This window comes from Herbaspirillum huttiense (genome assembly GCF_004367745.1).
Lineage (GTDB): Bacteria > Pseudomonadota > Gammaproteobacteria > Burkholderiales > Burkholderiaceae_D > Herbaspirillum > Herbaspirillum huttiense.
In genome coordinates this window covers 5600696-5618658 of record NZ_CP037993.1, presented here as the reverse complement: position 1 = coordinate 5618658, position 17963 = coordinate 5600696, and the positions used below count along the sequence as shown (strand labels likewise).

At 62.3% G+C, this 17963-nt stretch carries 15 protein-coding genes, 1 tRNA gene and 1 rRNA gene; 12 read left to right on the top strand and 5 right to left on the bottom strand.

The genetic code is table 11. The features are described 5' to 3' along the window. Positions 1-8: 8 nt before the first annotated feature. Positions 9-674: an amino acid ABC transporter permease gene (locus E2K99_RS25065; protein WP_134223947.1), complete on the bottom strand. Its 666-nt coding sequence runs from the start codon at positions 672-674 to the stop codon at positions 9-11. Between the two features lie 356 nt (positions 675-1030). Here E2K99_RS25065 and E2K99_RS25060 point away from each other — a divergent pair, with 356 nt between their 5' ends. Both E2K99_RS25060 and E2K99_RS25055 read left to right on the top strand, forming a co-directional pair. Then, complete coding sequence (locus E2K99_RS25060) at positions 1031-1828, top strand: SDR family NAD(P)-dependent oxidoreductase (RefSeq protein WP_134223946.1); 798 nt, start codon at positions 1031-1033, stop codon at positions 1826-1828. A gap of 86 nt (positions 1829-1914) precedes the next feature. Next, positions 1915-3180, top strand: a complete 1266-nt coding sequence (locus E2K99_RS25055) for a D-amino acid dehydrogenase (protein WP_134223945.1) — start codon at positions 1915-1917, stop codon at positions 3178-3180. Positions 3181-3209: 29 nt separating this feature from the next. Here E2K99_RS25055 and E2K99_RS25050 read toward each other — a convergent pair whose 3' ends face one another. Then, the gene (locus E2K99_RS25050; protein ID WP_034338987.1) at positions 3210-3653 is read right to left on the bottom strand and encodes a hypothetical protein; all 444 of its coding nucleotides are present in this window, start codon (positions 3651-3653) and stop codon (positions 3210-3212) included. A 250-nt stretch (positions 3654-3903) separates the two neighbouring features. On the opposite strand from E2K99_RS25050, the gene E2K99_RS25045 reads away from it, so the two are divergent. Then, positions 3904-4479, top strand: coding sequence for a hypothetical protein (locus E2K99_RS25045; RefSeq protein ID WP_034338990.1), 576 nt, complete (start codon positions 3904-3906; stop codon positions 4477-4479). A 158-nt stretch (positions 4480-4637) separates the two neighbouring features. Here the strand turns inward: E2K99_RS25045 and E2K99_RS25040 are convergent, their stop codons facing one another. Continuing rightward, complete coding sequence (locus E2K99_RS25040) at positions 4638-5315, bottom strand: flagellar basal body L-ring protein FlgH (RefSeq protein WP_134223944.1); 678 nt, start codon at positions 5313-5315, stop codon at positions 4638-4640. A gap of 473 nt (positions 5316-5788) precedes the next feature. Between E2K99_RS25040 and folE the strand changes: the two genes are divergently transcribed. Further along, complete coding sequence (gene folE / locus E2K99_RS25035; RefSeq protein WP_134223943.1) at positions 5789-6532, top strand: GTP cyclohydrolase I; 744 nt, start codon at positions 5789-5791, stop codon at positions 6530-6532. A 2-nt stretch (positions 6533-6534) separates the two neighbouring features. After that, complete coding sequence (locus E2K99_RS25030) at positions 6535-6960, top strand: BLUF domain-containing protein (protein WP_034338998.1); 426 nt, start codon at positions 6535-6537, stop codon at positions 6958-6960. A 77-nt stretch (positions 6961-7037) separates the two neighbouring features. Here E2K99_RS25030 and E2K99_RS25025 read toward each other — a convergent pair whose 3' ends face one another. After that, positions 7038-8282, bottom strand: coding sequence for a cyclic di-GMP phosphodiesterase (locus E2K99_RS25025; protein ID WP_134223942.1), 1245 nt, complete (start codon positions 8280-8282; stop codon positions 7038-7040). 327 nt (positions 8283-8609) lie between these two features. Beyond that, a complete protein-coding gene (locus E2K99_RS25020) occupies positions 8610-10037 on the bottom strand; it encodes an MFS transporter (protein WP_121037510.1) in 1428 nt (475 codons plus the stop codon). A gap of 219 nt (positions 10038-10256) precedes the next feature. On the opposite strand from E2K99_RS25020, the gene E2K99_RS25015 reads away from it, so the two are divergent. From E2K99_RS25015 to E2K99_RS24985, 7 genes are all read left to right on the top strand, one after another. Beyond that, complete coding sequence (locus E2K99_RS25015) at positions 10257-11501, top strand: ArgE/DapE family deacylase (RefSeq protein WP_134223941.1); 1245 nt, start codon at positions 10257-10259, stop codon at positions 11499-11501. A gap of 218 nt (positions 11502-11719) precedes the next feature. Beyond that, a complete protein-coding gene (locus E2K99_RS25010) occupies positions 11720-13198 on the top strand; it encodes a HAMP domain-containing sensor histidine kinase (RefSeq protein WP_134137708.1) in 1479 nt (492 codons plus the stop codon). Continuing rightward, positions 13188-13691, top strand: coding sequence for a hypothetical protein (locus E2K99_RS25005; protein ID WP_039790257.1), 504 nt, complete (start codon positions 13188-13190; stop codon positions 13689-13691). The genes E2K99_RS25010 and E2K99_RS25005 overlap by 11 nt, the downstream gene beginning before the upstream one ends. Before the next feature lie 71 nt (positions 13692-13762). After that, on the top strand, positions 13763-15145 hold the full coding sequence (locus E2K99_RS25000; protein WP_134223940.1) for a sigma 54-interacting transcriptional regulator: 1383 nt from the start codon (positions 13763-13765) through the stop codon (positions 15143-15145). Positions 15146-15377: 232 nt separating this feature from the next. Then, a complete protein-coding gene (locus tag E2K99_RS24995; RefSeq protein ID WP_134223939.1) occupies positions 15378-15722 on the top strand; it encodes a BON domain-containing protein in 345 nt (114 codons plus the stop codon). A gap of 507 nt (positions 15723-16229) precedes the next feature. Next, positions 16230-17762: ribosomal RNA gene (locus tag E2K99_RS24990) — 16S ribosomal RNA — on the top strand. A gap of 117 nt (positions 17763-17879) precedes the next feature. Next, positions 17880-17956: transfer RNA gene (locus E2K99_RS24985), tRNA-Ile, on the top strand. The last annotated feature ends 7 nt before the right edge of the window (positions 17957-17963 follow it).

Here is a 17963-nt window from a genome sequence, read left to right as displayed (position 1 = left end):
TCTTCTCCTCAACCGTGCTGGACCGACAGGCGGTTTTCCAGGCGCTTGGCCCAGATGGTGGCCGGCAGCAGGATCACGAAGTAGATGATCGCGATCAAGGTGTAGATTTCCAGCGGACGATAGGTTTCGTGCGCGATGATCTGGCCCTGGTACAGCAGGTCAGGCACGGCCAGCACCGACAGCAGCGAGGTGTTCTTGAGCTGCATGATGGACTGGTTCACCAGCGGCGGCGTCATGCGCTTGAAGGCCTGCGGCAGGATCACGCGCTTCATCAGCTGGAAACGCGTCATGCCCAGCGCCCAGCCCGCTTCGGACTGGCCGACATCGATGGAGACGATGCCGCCGCGAATGATCTCGGAATAGAACGCACCGCCATACAGCGCCAGCGACAGCATGGCCGCCGTGCCCGCCGACATCTCGATGCCCAGCAGCACCGGCAGCGCATAGTAGAACCACACCAGCTGCACCAGTACCGGCGTGCAGCGGAACACTTCGACGAAGGCGCGCAGCGGTCCGGAGATGAAGGGGTTCGACGACAGCCGGCCGAGGCCCACCACCAGACCGACCAGCAGGCCGAGCGCGATACAGGCCACGGTGTAGGAGAGGGTATAGACGAAGCCGATTCCGATGATGCTCCTGAATTGCCAGAGCGAGCCGAAGTCCCATTGATACATCTGCGATTTTCCTTGGTTGCCAATTGCATGAGCCCGGGGGAGGGCAGGGTGTGCAGCGCATGCACGAACCATGCCCTATCCCTCCGGGGCAGTTGTGCGCCGGGTACCGGGAGGAGGGAGGACGTGGGAAGAACTGCCCGCGCATGGATTGCAGGCGACCGCAACCGACGCTGCGGCGTGCCGCGAACCCGGCCATTGTAAAGGAGAACGCCTGGAGCACGAACTGAACAAAACGTCTCATCATGCGCCGGGAACCCCCGTAGATGCGGGCTTTGGCTAAAATGACGGGATTGCGCAAGTGAAGTGTTATGCCAAATTCCCGGTCAGCGGGAACGTGCTGTTTCACCTTTTGGATCATGAACCCGTCCCCTTTTTCTTCCATTCCTGCTGCCAGTTCTCCCCTTTCTGTGCGTGTCATCCTCATCACCGGTGCCGCGCGCGGCATCGGTGCGGCGGTGGCCACCACCGTGGCGGCACCCGATGTCGCCCTGGTCCTGCATGCCCGCAGCGAATCGCCGGAGTTGCAGGCGGTGGCGCAGCAATGCCGCGCGCAGGGCGCGCAGTGCACGCTGGCGCTGGGCGACCTAGCTGATGCGCACACCGCAGCGCAGTTGCGTGACGCTGCGCTGACGCACTACGGAAGGCTCGATGCACTGGTGGCCAATGCCGGCTTTGCCGATCGCAAGCGCATTGGCGAACTCGATGAGGCGGACTGGTCGCGCTCGCTCGATGCGCTCCTGGGCGGCTTTTTCCGCTTGATCACGGCTTGCCGCGAGCCGCTGCAGGCCAGCGGTCAGGGCCGGGTGGTGGCGGTGAGCTCCTTCGTGGCCCACGTGTTCCGCCTGGGGGAATCGGGCTTTCCCGCATCGGCGGCGGCCAAGGCGGGCATCGAGGCCCTGGTGAAATCGCTGGCGGTGCAGGTGGCCGCGGCCGGGGTGACGGTCAACGCGGTGGCGCCCGGCTACGTTCAGAAAAGCGACCCGGCCAAGTCGGCCATCGACCCGGCCGCCTGGGAGGCGGCGCTGGCGCGTATCCCGCTGCAGCGCCTGGGACAGCCGCAGGAGATCGCCAATGTGATCGCTTTCCTCCTCAGTCCGGCGGCTTCCTACGTCACCGGACAGGTATGGCATGTGGATGGCGGACTCACCCTGTAATTCGAAAACTATTTAAATCGTTTAAATCATTTATATCATTCACATCATTTGCATCATTTACTTTTTTCGGAAGTTGAACTGAGACCATGCGCATCATCGTGCTGGGCGCCGGCATCGTCGGCGTCACCACTGCTTATTTCCTCCGCGAGCGCGGCCATGAAGTGGTCGTGGTGGAACGCCGCGCCGAGGTGGCGGCCGAGACCAGCGTCGGCAATGCCGGCCATGTCTGCCCCTCGTATGCCACGCCGTGGGCGGCACCGGGCATGCCGGCCAAGTCGCTGAAGTGGTCGGTGCAGAGCTGGCTGGGGATCGAGGCGGCCTTGCGTTTCACGCCGCGCCTGGATGCGCATCAGTGGAAGTGGCTCAAGACCTTCCTGGCGCAATGCACGCCCGAGCGCTATGCCGTCAACAAGGCCCGCATGGGGCGCCTGGCACGCTACAGCCACGGCCAGTTGAAGCAGATCCGCGAGCGTCTCGATATCCGCTACGAACAGACCACCGGCGGCAACCTGCAATTGTTCCGCAGCCAGGAAGGGCTGGACAATGCCGGGCTGTCGACCAAGGTATTGGCGGAAGCCGGCGTGCCCTTCGAGCTGCTGGATGCTGATGGCTGCGTGGCGTTTGATCCGGGCTTGCATGCTGCCCGTCACGAATTGAAGGGCGGTTTGCTGTTGCCGATGGATGAAACCGGCAATTGCCCGCTGTTTGCGCGCGCGCTGGCCGGCTGGCTGCAGGCGCATGGGGTGGAGTTTCACTTGTCCACAGAGGTGCAGGCCATCGAGGTGGCCGGTGGCCAGGTCAGCGGCCTGCGCACACCCACCGGTACCTTGCGCGCCGATGCCTATGTGGTCGCCTGCGCCAGCGCATCGGTGCCGATGCTGAAACCTCTGGGGCTGGACCTGCCGATCTATCCGGTCAAGGGCTATGCCATCACGGTGCCGGTGGCCGATCCCAAGAGCGCGCCGCGCAGCGGTGTCATGGACGAGTACTACAAGGTCGCCATCACCCGCATGGGCAATCACATCCGCGCGGCAGGCACGGCCGAGATCGGCAGCTGGGATACGCGGGTGACCCCTCGCGATTGCGCCACCGCGCTGAAGTCGCTGAAGAATCTTTATCCACAGGGCGCCGATCTGGCCAAGGTCGAGTACTGGGCCGGACTGCGCCCCATGACACCGGACGGCGCACCGCTCATCGGTGCCACCCGCTATGCCAACCTGTGGCTCAACGCCGGCCATGGCTCCAATGGCTGGACCACGGCCTGCGGCTCCTCAGCCATCATCGCCGACAAGATCTCGGGCGTGGCCAGCGCCATCGAGAGCGCCGATCTCGAGCCGCAGCGCACGTTCTGAGCGGAGCGCTGCCGATCAATGATCAATGATCAGCGATCAAACAGCGCATCCACATTGTCGCCATTGCTGAAGCTGCTCACGGCCCAGCCGCCAGGCGTCTTGTAGAAGATGAACATCCACGGAATGGCCTGGCGTTCGGTTTTTTCGATGTAGGTGAGCTTGATCAGCGATTCGCCCACCTTCTCGGAGCGGATGAATTCGTAGCCGACCGAATTGCCGACCAGGGCTTCGATGGCCGTGCGCGCGCTGCGTGCACTGGTGCGTGCGCCCTCGAAGGCGCGGATGTCCACCAGCGCATAGGGCGAAAGCAGGCCATAGGCATCATCGGTGCGGCCGGCACCAGCCTGGGCCATGACCTTGTCGGCCAGGGCGCGCACTTCGGTGTCGGATTTGAGGGTATCGGCCTGGGCGGCCTGCAGCAGGCCGGTGAAGGCGAGGGAGGCCAGCAGGGAACGAATGATGAGCGAGGGCATGGAAGTCTCCTTGTAAGGCAGCACATGAAATGGCACAGGCGGCTATTGTGCCAGTACTGTGCAGGTCCCCGCCAAGCCTTGTATTTGCGTGACGTACGTGGCTGTTAAGCCTGCACAGGGTCAGCGTAAATCAAGGTAAAACGGTCCTGAGGCTGCACTATGCGCCGCTATGATGGGCAGCCTGTAATCCCGGCCACCTGCGCCATGCAGGGATCGTGAAAGCCAAGGGATTGCGCTCGGGGAGAGCATCATGCGCACCATCATCATTGCCACCTTGCTGGCTTCATCGCTGTCGGGCTGCATCGTCACGTCCGGCAATGCCCTGGTCGACGCCGTGGGCCTGGTCGGTTCCACCGCCTCCAGCGTGCGCGCGATGACGCCCAACTCGGTACAGAATCCCATCGTCTACAGCAAGGACCCGATCCACGAAGTCTGCATCGAGTGGAATGGCTCGGTGGCGCTGAGCGACTTCGTGCCCGGCCTGCAGGGCGAGTTGCAGAAACACGGCGTGCAGAGCCGTGTCTACGATGCCGGTACCCAGTCGCTGGCCTGCCCGGTGACGCTGAGCTATGTGGGCTACGTCAAATGGGACACCAAGGTCTTCACCGATGCCTATACCCCCTATCTCACCTATGCCGCACTGACCCTGCGCCGCGAAGGCCGCGTGCTGGGCACGGCGCAGTACCGGCTCGGTTCCTTCGGCCAGGACAAGTGGGCCAGCGCGGGTGACAAGCTGGCACCGCTGATCGATGCGCTGTTCCCGGGCAATCCGCAGGTGGCGGACAATTCGCCGGACAACATGCGCAGCGCGGCCAACGGTTTCTGAAGGCGGATTCGGAAGACCAGATACGGCGCACACGGCGCGCTCGGCGGTCACGCTGTTGCGCCTCCAATGAAAAACGGCAAGCTGCGCGCTTGCCGTTGTCGTTTGCAGACCGGGTGATCTCGCGCCTGCAGCGCGTACCCGATCACACCATCACGTGATCACCAGATGGTCAGCAGGCGGCGGAAGAAGTTGCCATCGGTGCTGGCATCCGCAATGGAGCCACCGCCGACCTGTTCCAGCCGCGCATCGGCCACGTTGGAGGAGGCCACGATGCCGCCGCGAATGTCACGGGTGCGCACCACCCCCGAGAAGCGCAGGGTGTTGGTGTTGCCGTTGACGCCGATGCGCTTTTCACCGGCCACCACCAGGTTGCGGTTGGGCAGCACTTCGACGATGGAGACCATCAGTGTGCCGGTCATGGTGTTGGTATTGCTGCTGTCGCCGGAGCCCTTGAAGGTATTGCTGCCGTTGGCCGAATAATTGGCGTCGTACAGTTGCGTGAACAGTCCGCCCAGCGGCGCGCCCGAACCCGGGCCCTTTTGCGTGAGCGTGGTGTCGCGGCTGTTGGTGGTGGCCGCCTTGTTGCTGCTGCTGATGTATTCGGAGATGTCGATCTTGATGATGTCGCCCACGTTGTAGGTGGTCGGCTCTTCGAACAGCTGCGCGCTGGAGACGCGGAAGATGGCACCATTGTTTTCCACGTTGGCCACCTGGTAGGCCGGCCGCACGCTGGTGGGCCCGGTCACCATGGGCGCCGGGCTGTTGCAGGCCGACAGCGAGACCGATAGCGAAACGGCCAGTGCGCAGGCACCGGCAAGGCGATACTGGAATGTCATGGTACTCCCCCGATGGCGGCCAGGCTGGATGCCCGGCACGAGCCACCGCCCGCGGTTGCCTGCTTCTGAGCTGCTGCTTGCCTGGGGCTTGCATCAATCTCTCAGGAAGCATGAACGCGCGGGCGGCGCGTGCAGGGATGATGGTGGCTGCAGGCGTAAGCAGCGGTTAGGCCCGTGTAAAGTGCGGCAAACAATCATCAATGGCGGTTAAGTCGTGCGCTGGACAGCATTAAGCGCAGATGAATGCTCCTGTGAACGAGCATTAAACACGGGTCACCCAGGTAACACCGGTGAATCCGGCAGTTCCCGGTTTCGTCGCCGGCGCGGCCGTGGACGGCCCGCCACAGCCGCGCTGTTGTGATCGCTTTGACTCGGGCTTGACGCTGGTTTGCCCTCAATGCGTCTGCGTTTTTCCGTGCATAATGACGCCACCCCCAACTCAGCGGTCCCGCCTGGCGTGATCGCACTCCATCATGGCAACAGACAACAACCAGGCCGCCACCAGCGCCGAGATTGCAGCGCCCAGCGTGCATGAGCAGCTGGTATCGGCCCGCATCCGCCAGCGCATCAAGGCGGCCGGCGTGCGTTTCCACGCCAACGACAATATCGCCGCCTTCATCCGGGAAGGCGAACTGGAGCAATTGCAGGCCGAGGTACAGTCCAAGCTGGCCGCGGTGCTGGAGAGCCTGGTGATCGATGTCGAGAGCGACCACAACACCCAGGACACCGCCAAGCGCGTGGCCAAGATGTACCTGAACGAAGTTTTCAAGGGCCGCTACCAGGCGGCGCCGCCGGTGACCGAGTTCCCCAACATCGAGCGCCTGAATGAGCTGATGATCGTCGGCCCGATCACGGTGCGCAGTGCCTGCTCGCACCACCTGTGCCCGATCATGGGCAAGGTGTGGGTGGGCGTGATGCCCAATGAACATTCCAACCTGATCGGCCTGTCCAAGTACGCACGCCTGCTGGAATGGATCATGAGCCGCCCGCAGATCCAGGAAGAAGCGGTCTCCCAGGCCGCCGACCTGCTGATGCAGAAGCTGCAGCCCGATGGCCTGGCCATCGTCATGGAAGCCGATCACTTCTGCATGCACTGGCGCGGCGTCAAGGATGTGGAGTCGAAGATGATCAACAGCGTCATGCGCGGTTCCTTCCTGCGTGATGCCAACCTGCGCCGTGAATTCCTGGCGCTGATTTCCCAACGTCAACGAGGTTAATCATGCTGGTTCGTCTGATCTACGCAAGCCGCTCGCGCGAGACCATCACCCACGAGACCATCGAGGGCATCCTGGCTGCCTCGCGCCAGCGCAATCCGCAGCAGGGCATCACCGGCGTGCTGTGCTACAGCGACACGACCTTCGTGCAGGTGCTCGAAGGCGGGCGCGATCAGGTCAATCGCCTGTATGGCCGACTGCTGCGTGATGACCGTCATCAGGACGTGATCCTGCTGGCTTATGAGTCGATCGACGAGCGCCAGTATTCCTCCTGGACCATGGGCAAGATCCGCCTGGACAAGATCAACCGCTCGCTGTTGCTGAAGTATTCGGTCACGGGCGAACTCAATCCCTACGATGTTTCCAGCTGTTCCACCGTGGCGCTGCTCAATGAGCTGGCCTCGACGGCGGCCTTCGCCCAGCGCGATTGATGGCGCAGGTTCGCGCGGATGTGAGAACGGCACCTTGCGGTGCCGTTTTTTTTGGGGGCTGCGTGATTTTCGCGGGCTTAATCCAGGTCGATGCTGGGCAGGCTGCGGATGCCCCACTTGGCCGGATCGGCGTAGGCCACGATCTTGTCGCCCCCACGGGCCAGGTCGATGATTTCCGGCTTGAGCGGCATGCGGCTGGTGGTCGAGTAGAACAGTTTGATGCGCGGGGTGAGCAGGTGCTCCGGCCGCTGGTCCACCACGATGCCCAGCCGGCCCGATTGCAGGATCACGCAGGAGCCGGTCGGGTAGATGCCGATGGCCTTGACGAAGGCTTCCATCGTGATCGGATCGAAATGCCCGGCGCTGGCGGCCATGTGGCGGATCGAGCGGGCCGGGTCCCAGCCGGCCTTGTAGGGACGGTTGGAGGTGATGGCATCGTAGACGTCGCACACCGCGCCCATCTTGGCCATGATGGAAATGCTGTCGGCCTTGAGATTGAACGGATAGCCGCTGCCGTCGATCTTCTCGTGATGATGCAGCGAGACATCCAGCGCGGCTTCGCCAATTCCTTCGATCTGTTTGAGGATGCTGTGGCCCTGTACGGTGTGCGAGCGCACCGAGGCGAATTCTTCTTCGGTCAGCTTGGCGGGTTTGTTGAGGATATCCAGCGGCACGGCCATCTTGCCCACATCGTGCAGCAGGCCGGCCATCCCGGCTTGCTTGATCTGTTCCTGCGTCATGCCGAGCTGGTTGGCCAGCGAGATCATCATCGCGCAGACCGCCACTGAATGCATGTAGGTGTAATCATCGGTGGTCTTCAGCCGCGCCAGGCTGATCAGCGCATCGGCATTGCGCGAGACCGAGGAGGTGATCTCGGTCACCAGTTCGGCGGCATCCTTGACGTCGACCGTCTTGCCCATGCGCGCTTCGGAAAACATGTTGAGCACGGTGGACTTGGAGGAGGAGATGATGCGCGCCGCGCGTTCACGTTCTACCGCCGTCTCGGTGCGGGTGGCCGGCTTGCGCACGGCCACCGTGGCGCTGGCACCCTGGTGGGCGATGGCGATCTCGGCGGGGGGCGCGGCGTCATCCTGCTCCGCCTCGCCGGTCTCGTCGTCGATATCGTGTTCGGGGGCGATGTCGCGGCCCTTGGCGGTGTCGATGGTGACTTCCTCGACCGGGCACTCGCGCAGGGTTTGCAGGTCTTCCAGCGTTTCGATCTTGAAGGATTTGCGCCAGAAAGGATGATTGATCCATCCGCCGGGGATGGAATGAACGTACATGCCCAACCGTAATTGAGCCAAGGCGATGGATTTCAACATATCGAATTCAGGTCTGTGCCTGTCGCTGGTTCCCGTACTGAAAGCGGTTCGATTTCCTTGATGAAATGGACGCCTGTTGTCTGAAGGAATGAAGCTCGGTGATGGTCTGTGAACATCATTCCACTGACGGGCTATCGTAACAGAATGGCATCAGTTTTACGCGGCTTGTCGTTATCTTGCCGACGAATTTTACCTTTGTCCGCACGGAAGTTTATGTGCGGAAAATGTTTGATCTGAAGATCGTTGAAAAATTGATGCAATCCCGAGACAGGCAGCCACCGCCTGAGAATCCGGCCGACGGTGGCTGTGAGGAATGGTGAGAAAAACTTATTTTTTCAGTGGCGGCGCATAAGGGTTGCTGGTGAGCAAACGCAGGAAGCTGGCAATGCAGGCCACCCCCGCAAACGCAGCACCGAAGCCGAGGGCAAAGCGCGAGCCCTGGGTCTCCGACAGGTTGAAGCACAGCGCCACCAGCGCGGCCCCGACACTCTGGCCGAGCAGCCGTGCCGTCGCCACGATGCCGGAGGCACCGCCGCTGCGATGCGGCGGGGCGCTGGTCATCAGTGCCTTGAGATTGGGCGACTGGAAGAAGCCGAAGCCCATGCCACAGAGCAGCATGCGCCAGCTGATTTCCCATACGGTGGGCGCAGCCGGCATGAAGGTCATCGACAGCAGGCCCGCACACAGGAGCGCCAGCCCGACGCCGCCGAGGATGCCGACCGGATAGCGATCCGACAGCCGTCCGGCGATCGGTGCCATGATCGCCACGGCCACCGGCCAGGGTGTCATCAGGAGACCGATCTCGACCTGGCTGCGGCCCAGGTCATGGTGGAAGAAGAAGGGCAGCGAGACGAAGGCGAGGCCCTGCGCCGCGAAGGAACACACGGCGGTGATCGCCGAGAGCGTGAACATGGGATGGCGGAACAGGTCCACCGGCAGCATCGGAGCCGGATGCGACAGTTCGCGCTTGAGCAGGAACAAGCCGCAGACGATGGCGGCGCCCAGTTCCAGTCCGACCACGCTGGCCTCTGCCTGGTGCGCGCCTTCACCGATGGCCAGGATCAGCAGGCCGAAGGCAGCCGCATTGAGCACGGCGCTGCGCAGGTCGAAGGCGTGTGTCGACAGCGCGGTATGCGGCAGCGAGGGCAGGGCCAGGATGACGGCCGCCACGCCCAGCGGCACGTTGACCGCAAACAGCCACGGCCAGGGTGCGATGGCGAGGATGCCGGAGGCGACCGATGGTCCTACCGTGAAGGCGATGGCCACGATCAGGGTATTGAGCCCGACGCCACGGCCCAGTGAGCGGGTCGGATAGATGAATCGGATCAGCGCGGTGTTCACGCTCATGATGCCGGCCCCGCCCAGTCCCTGCAGGAAGCGCGCCATCACCAGCGTGGGCAGCGACCAGGCCACCGCACACAGCAGCGAGGCCGCGGTAAAGAGCACCAGTCCCCAGATATAGATGCGGCGGTAACCGACGATTTCCCCCAGCGCCGCCAGCGGCAGCAGCGCCACCATCATCGCCAGCTGATAGGCGGTGACGATCCAGACCGAGGCTGCCGGTGTGGTGTTGAGGTCCAATGCCATGGCGGGCAGGGCCGTGTTGGCGATGGCGGTGTCGAGCGTGGCCAGGCCGACCGCGATGCCCAGCGCCAGGATGGCGCGCCCGCGCTGCTCGGGCGGCAGGCCCTCGCCGGCGATGACGATGTGATGGGCAGGATCGGACGTGCCGGAAGTGGAAGGCTGCGAGGACATGGTGTGGTTCGGTGTTGGCGGTGCAAGCGTGCTGGTGCTGCCGCTTGTTGTCGTGGTTGTCTTGGAGGTTCTGGAATGCGCGCCACCCCGCAAGGCTGCGCCGGTCAATGATAGCGGGGAACGTCCGAGTGCGCAGGCGGCGGCCACACGCCGGGCGGCTGCGCTATGATGGCGGTTTGCGCCAGCGCGGCTGGTGCCTTTGATCACGGAGTGGCAAGCATGTCCAAACAGCAGTTGTCGGAGCGCCTGTGCGCATGGATCGATCAGCATTTCGATGAAGAGGTCGGGGTCCTGCAGCAGTTGATCCGCATCCCCACCGATACCCCGCCCGGCAACAACGCCCCGCACGCCGATGCGGTGGCCGAGCTGGTGCAGTCCTGGGGCTGGCAGGCCGAGAAGCACGCGGTACCGGCCGACCAGGTGCGCGACTATGGCATGCAGAGCATCACCAACCTGATCGTGCGCCGTCCCTATGGCGACGGTGGACCGACCCTGGCGCTCAACGCCCACGGCGACGTGGTGCCGCCGGGCGAAGGCTGGACCCATGACCCGTATGGTGGCGAAGTGGCGGATGGCCGCATCTATGGCCGCGCGGCAGCGGTCTCCAAGAGTGACTTCGCCAGTTATATCTTCGCCACGCGCGCGCTGGAGTCCCTGGGGGCAGCGCTGCGCGGCGCGGTGGAACTGCACTTCACGTATGACGAGGAATTCGGCGGCGTGCTCGGCCCGGGCTGGCTGCTGGAACAGAAGCTGACCCGTCCGGATTACGTGCTGGCGGCCGGTTTCAGCTACAACGTGGTGACTGCCCACAATGCCTGCCTGCAGTTCGAGGTGACCGTGCATGGCCGCGCCACGCACGGCTCCATGCCCGAGACCGGCCATGATGCCCTGCAGGCGGCCAATGCCATTCTCAATGCGATCTATGGCGCGCTGCCGGGGTTGAAGGACATTCGCTCCTCCATCACGGGCATCAGCCATCCGACCATGATCGTCGGCCGCATCGATGGCGGTACCAATACCAATGTGGTGCCGGGCAAGGTGGTGCTGAAGATGGACCGCCGCATGATTCCCGAGGAAGATCCGGCGCAGGTCGAAGCCGGCGTGCGCAAGCTGATCGAAGACGCCGTGGCCGGCCTGCCGGGCATCCGCGTGGAAATCCGCCGCCTGCTGCTGGCGCGTGCGCTGCGCCCGCTGCCGGGTCACGAGAAGCTGGTGGACAGCCTGCTGCGCAATGCCGAACAGGTCATGGGCGAGACCCTGACCACCAATGGTTCGGCGCTCTATACCGATGCCCGCCTGTATGGCGAAGCGGGCATTCCGGTGGTGCTGTTCGGGGCCGGTCCGCGCACGCTCATGGAATCCAATGCCAAGCAGGCCGATGAGAACTTGGCGCTGGATGACCTGAAAAAGGCCACCAAGGTGGTCGCCCTGATGCTGCTGGATTTCCTCGGCCCGCAAGACTGAGGCCGACGCCATTCCGGGCGCGCCTGCGGTCCTGCGCGGCAGGTCGCGCTCGCGGAATTGCTGCGGGGAAACGTCGTCGCATCGCAGGCCGCCCGACAAATGATTACAATGTGTGCCCGCAACAGCGTGGCCGGCGTTTCCTGTCGGCATGTTTCGGGCCGGAGGGCAGTGCGCCAGCCGGATAACCAGGCAAGTCTTGTGGGACCGAGATCAATCGCATGTTCAACGCCATCGAGCACACTCATCCGCCCCAGTCGCCCGCCGGCCGCAAGCCCGGCTATCTTGGATTGTCGTTCCGGCAATTGCTGCTGGCGGCCTTCCTGCTGATCGCCGCGCTCCTGAGCGGTACGTCCATCCACGCCCTCTTCACGCTGGACCGCATGTCGGCCAACAGCCGCGAGACGGCGCGCCAGGCGGTGCAACTGACCGAATCCGCCCAGCGGCTGGCCGAGCGCACCGTGGCCATGGAGCGCAGTGCGCGCCAGTACCTGGTGCTGGATGACCGCGCTTTCCATGATCGTTTCAACGAGGCCCGCGAGCAGGCGCGCCAAGCCTTGGGTGAATTGTCGGATTCGCTGCCGATGGCCCCGCGCGACTTGTTCAGCCAGTGGGGCGTCTATGTGGATGAAGCCGCCGGCGTGCTGGAGGCGGAGTCGCGCAAGGACAAGGGCGAGCAGGCCAAGCTGTTCCAGGACTTTGCGCGCCTGCCCGCGCTCAATGAACGCATCGCGCTGGAGAGCCGGCGCGAGGTGGATCGCCGCAACAATGCCTTATCGGCGGCGCTGGAGCAGCAACGCCAGCTGCTCACCGCCCAAGTGGTGGGGGCCATCGTGCTGGCGGTCTTGCTGGCCTTCTGCTTCGGACTCTGGCTGTCGCGTCCGATGGCGCGGCTGGAGCAGGCCATTGGCCGGCTGGGTGACAATCGCTTCGACCAGCCCATCGACGTGCGCGGCCCGGCCGACATCCGCCGCCTGGGCCAGCAGCTGGACTGGCTGCGCCAGCGCCTGGCAGACCTGGAGGCGGAGAAGTCGCGCTTCCTGCGCCATGTCTCCCATGAATTGAAGACCCCGCTGGCGGCGCTGTGCGAAGGCGCGGCCCTGCTGGATGACGGCGTGGCCGGGCAGTTGACCGAGAACCAGCGCGAGATTGCCCGCATCTTGCGCCAGAATACCCAGTCGCTGCAGACCCAGATCGAGGATCTGCTGCGTTATAACGAAGTCTCCTTCGATGCCCAGCGCATCCATCCGGTGCCGGTGGACCTGCGCGCGCTGCTGCACAAGGTGATCGACGACCAGCGCCTGCAATGGCTGGCGCGCGAACTGAAGGTGGAAATCGAGGGTGCGGCCCGCACCGTGGTGGTCGATCCCGAGAAGATGGCCATCGTGCTGGCCAACCTGCTGTCCAATGCCGTGCGCTTCAGCCCGCAGGGGGGCTTCATCCGCTTCCTGCTGAGCGAGGCTCCGGGCATGGTGCGGGTGGAATGTCTGGACCAGGGGCCGGGCGTGGCACCGACCGATACCGCCCGCATCTTTGAACCCTTCTACCAGGGCTTGCATCAGCCCACCGGTGCCCGCCGTGGCAATGGCATCGGGCTGTCCGTGGTGCGCGAGTACGTACAGGCGCATAGCGGCAAGGTCTATCTGGTCCCGCGTGAGGGCGGGGCGCATTTCCGAATCGAGTTGCCTGATGAAAAATAAGATCCTGATCCTGGCTTGTTCCGTCGTGCTGGCCGCGTGTGTGGGGCCGCAGCCGTCCGCGCCGACGTCGACCGTCCAGCTCATCCAATCCTCCAGCAATATCGACGAACTGCTGGCCTACAACGTCCAGCTGCGCAAGATGACGCCGGCCGAACTGGGCCGCGAGTTGCAGCGTGTCAATACCTATCCGGCCGGTCCGGCGACCAATGTGCGCCGCGCCATGGCGCTGTCTTTGACGCGCGACGCCATCGACCTGGCCAAGGCCGAAGCCCAGCTATGGAACGTCATGGCCGATCGCAGCGTCGAAGCGGAGAAGCTCAAGCCTCTGGTGCAGTTGCTGGTTGGACATTATTCCGACCTGCGCCGCGTGGCCGACGGTGCCGAGAAGTCCTCGGTGCAACTGAAGGAAGCGCAGCGCAAGGTCGATCAGCTCAACGACAAGCTGGAAGCGCTCAAGAACATCGAACGGACCCTGCCGGCTGGCGGCAAGTAATCTGCATCCCTGAAGACCCGGGGTGCCGCCATCCCGCCGGGGCCGTTCCCTTTACTGGAACTGGAGTCCCGATGGGAAAGACTGCCCCCCTGATGCTGGTCGACGATGATCCCGACCTGCTGCGATTGCTGACGCTGCGCCTGAACGCCAGCGGCTACCGCATCCTGGCCGTGGAAAGCGCCGAGGCCGCCCTGGCCCAGCTGGCCATTGCGCTGCCGGCGCTGGTGATCACCGACGTGCGTCTGCCCGGCATGGATGGGCTGGCGCTGTTTGCCGAGATCCGCAGCCGCTATCCGGCCTTGCCGGTGATCCTGCTCACCGCCCATGGCACCATTCCCGATGCCGTCGAGGCCACCACGCAGGGGGCCTTCGCCTATCTCACCAAGCCGTTTGATGGCCATGTCCTGCTGGACAAGGTGGCCCAGGCCCTGAGCCTGTCCGCGCCCGCCCAGGAGACGCCGGATGAAGCCTGGCGCGCCGACATCATCAGCCGCAGCCAGCGGGTCGACGAACTGCTGGCGGAGGCGCGGCTGGTGGCGGCCTCCGACGCCAGCATCCTCATCCGTGGCGACAGCGGTACCGGCAAGGAGGTGCTGGCCCGCGCCATTCACCGCGCCAGTCCGCGCGCCGACAAGCCCTTCATTGCCGTCAATTGCGGTGCCATTCCCGAGCAGTTGCTGGAGTCCGAATTGTTCGGCCATGTGAAAGGCGCATTTACCGGCGCTGTAGAGCATCGTGAAGGTTTATTCCAGGCGGCGGAAGGCGGCACCCTGTTTCTCGATGAAATCGGGGATATGCCGCTGGCCTTGCAGGTCAAGCTGTTGCGCGTACTGCAGGAAAAGACCGTGCGGCAGGTGGGGGCCAACCAGGCTGCCGAGGTCGACGTACGGGTGATCTCGGCCACCCACCGCGACCTGGAGGCGGCCATGAATGAGGGGCACTTCCGGGCCGATCTGTATTACCGGCTCAATGTGGTCACGCTCAGCCTGCCGCCGCTGGAAGAGCGGCGTGAGGATATCGCGCTGCTGGCCAATCATTTCCTCAAGACCATCGCCGCGCGCTATCCCAAGCGCCTGACGGGCTTTGCCCCGGATGCGCTGGAAGTGCTCAGCCTGGCCCACTGGCCCGGCAATGTGCGCCAGCTCTATAACGTCGTCGAGCAGGTGTGCGCGTTGTCGACCGCGCCGCTGATCCCGGCGTCGCTGGTGCAGCGCGCATTGCGAGTGCCGACGCTGGATCTGCTGCGTTATGCAGAGGCCAAGCAGAAATTCGAGCGGGATTACCTCGTGCGGCTGCTGAAGCTGACGGATGGCAATGTCTCCGACGCAGCCCGGCTGGCCGATCGCAATCGAACCGAGTTTTACCGGCTGCTGCAGAAGAATGGACTGGATCCAAGGCGATTCCGGGGTGGCGAGGAGGCCGTCGTGATGGAGCGACAGGATGGAGTCGTTTGAAATCAAGGAGTTGCGCTTGTCGCTGCGACATGATGTCGGGTCCGGCCGACGGAAATGGTGGGTTTGCCGGCTCATCTTTGCTGCCGTACTGCTGAGTTCGCGCGATAAGTCTCTGATTTCATTGAGGATAGCTTGGGGTGGCATGGCATTTGCGAACGTATAGACCAGAGTTGCCCGCCTCGGTGAAGGGAAGGGCAATGCCAGGTCCACCTCATTGAACAAGGAGAACTTCATGAAGACATCTTCACTTGCAGCACGACTGCTGGCCGCCGCCATGGTGATGGCCTCTGCCGCACCGGCAGTCCACGCGGCGGATTCCGCCAGCACCAATGCGCCCTCTGCGCAGAAGGCCGGCGCCTATATTGACGATTCCGTGATCACCGCCAAGGTGAAGGCGGCGCTGGTGGAAGACAAGCAGATCTCTTCCATGAAGATCAAGGTCAGCACCAAGGATGGCGTGGTCACCCTGAAGGGTTCCGTCCCCAGCGCCGAGCTGGGCCAGCATGCCTTGCAATTGGTCGCCGGGGTCGAGGGAGTGCGCGACGTGAAGAGCGACCTGACCGTGAAGGCAGGTTGAGCAGAGCCGCCTTGGTTTGCAGAAAATCCGGTAATTATTTGAATTATTTAGATCAGTAAAAAAGAATCCGGGCCGTCCCGCCAGGGATGGCCCGGATTCTTTTGGTTTTTTTTCGGTGCTGGCCAGAATCTCTGAAGATCAAGCTGGGTAAGGCTTTGCGGCGTACCAGATGGAGCCTGGCTCATATCCTTCTAAATTATTTTGAACTATTTTTCAAAAAGTACTTGCGCGCTGCCGGATGCGTTGCTATAGTTCGCCCCCTGCTGACGAACAAAACGATTCGCAGCGATGCAAACAGCGCCAAGCGCGTTTGCGACAGACAGATCTTTAAAAATTAACAGCCGATAAGCGTGGGCGTTTAATGAAGTGCGACAGAACTTCGGTTCTGGAAACTTTAAATATTAAATGCTCACAAGAAATATAGGTAAGATCGCAAGAAATTACCTGTCAGTATTTTGAGAGAGCGATGCCCTTCGGGGTAGCCAGAAATGGCACAAAACAGAGATTAAACTAAAGAGTTTGATCCTGGCTCAGATTGAACGCTGGCGGCATGCCTTACACATGCAAGTCGAACGGCAGCATAGGAGCTTGCTCCTGATGGCGAGTGGCGAACGGGTGAGTAATATATCGGAACGTGCCCTAGAGTGGGGGATAACTAGTCGAAAGACTAGCTAATACCGCATACGATCTACGGATGAAAGTGGGGGATCGCAAGACCTCATGCTCCTGGAGCGGCCGATATCTGATTAGCTAGTTGGTGGGGTAAAAGCCTACCAAGGCAACGATCAGTAGCTGGTCTGAGAGGACGACCAGCCACACTGGGACTGAGACACGGCCCAGACTCCTACGGGAGGCAGCAGTGGGGAATTTTGGACAATGGGGGCAACCCTGATCCAGCAATGCCGCGTGAGTGAAGAAGGCCTTCGGGTTGTAAAGCTCTTTTGTCAGGGAAGAAACGGTAGTAGCTAATATCTATTGCTAATGACGGTACCTGAAGAATAAGCACCGGCTAACTACGTGCCAGCAGCCGCGGTAATACGTAGGGTGCAAGCGTTAATCGGAATTACTGGGCGTAAAGCGTGCGCAGGCGGTTGTGTAAGTCAGATGTGAAATCCCCGGGCTCAACCTGGGAATTGCATTTGAGACTGCACGGCTAGAGTGTGTCAGAGGGGGGTAGAATTCCACGTGTAGCAGTGAAATGCGTAGATATGTGGAGGAATACCGATGGCGAAGGCAGCCCCCTGGGATAACACTGACGCTCATGCACGAAAGCGTGGGGAGCAAACAGGATTAGATACCCTGGTAGTCCACGCCCTAAACGATGTCTACTAGTTGTCGGGTCTTAATTGACTTGGTAACGCAGCTAACGCGTGAAGTAGACCGCCTGGGGAGTACGGTCGCAAGATTAAAACTCAAAGGAATTGACGGGGACCCGCACAAGCGGTGGATGATGTGGATTAATTCGATGCAACGCGAAAAACCTTACCTACCCTTGACATGGATGGAATCCCGAAGAGATTTGGGAGTGCTCGAAAGAGAACCATCACACAGGTGCTGCATGGCTGTCGTCAGCTCGTGTCGTGAGATGTTGGGTTAAGTCCCGCAACGAGCGCAACCCTTGTCATTAGTTGCTACGAAAGGGCACTCTAATGAGACTGCCGGTGACAAACCGGAGGAAGGTGGGGATGACGTCAAGTCCTCATGGCCCTTATGGGTAGGGCTTCACACGTCATACAATGGTACATACAGAGGGCCGCCAACCCGCGAGGGGGAGCTAATCCCAGAAAGTGTATCGTAGTCCGGATTGGAGTCTGCAACTCGACTCCATGAAGTTGGAATCGCTAGTAATCGCGGATCAGCATGTCGCGGTGAATACGTTCCCGGGTCTTGTACACACCGCCCGTCACACCATGGGAGCGGGTTTTACCAGAAGTGGGTAGCCTAACCGCAAGGAGGGCGCTCACCACGGTAGGATTCGTGACTGGGGTGAAGTCGTAACAAGGTAGCCGTATCGGAAGGTGCGGCTGGATCACCTCCTTTCTAGAGTGCGCACGAAGTTAAGCGTCCACACTTATCGGCTGTAAATCAAGAACAGTTATTTGGTGAAGCGCGGTCCGTGACACAGGTCACTGACTGGCTACTGATACTGATCCAAGCGGGTCTGTAGCTCAGCTGGTTAGAGCACCGTGTTGATAACGCGGGGGTCGTTGGTTCGAGCCCAACCAGACCCACCAAAGTTTC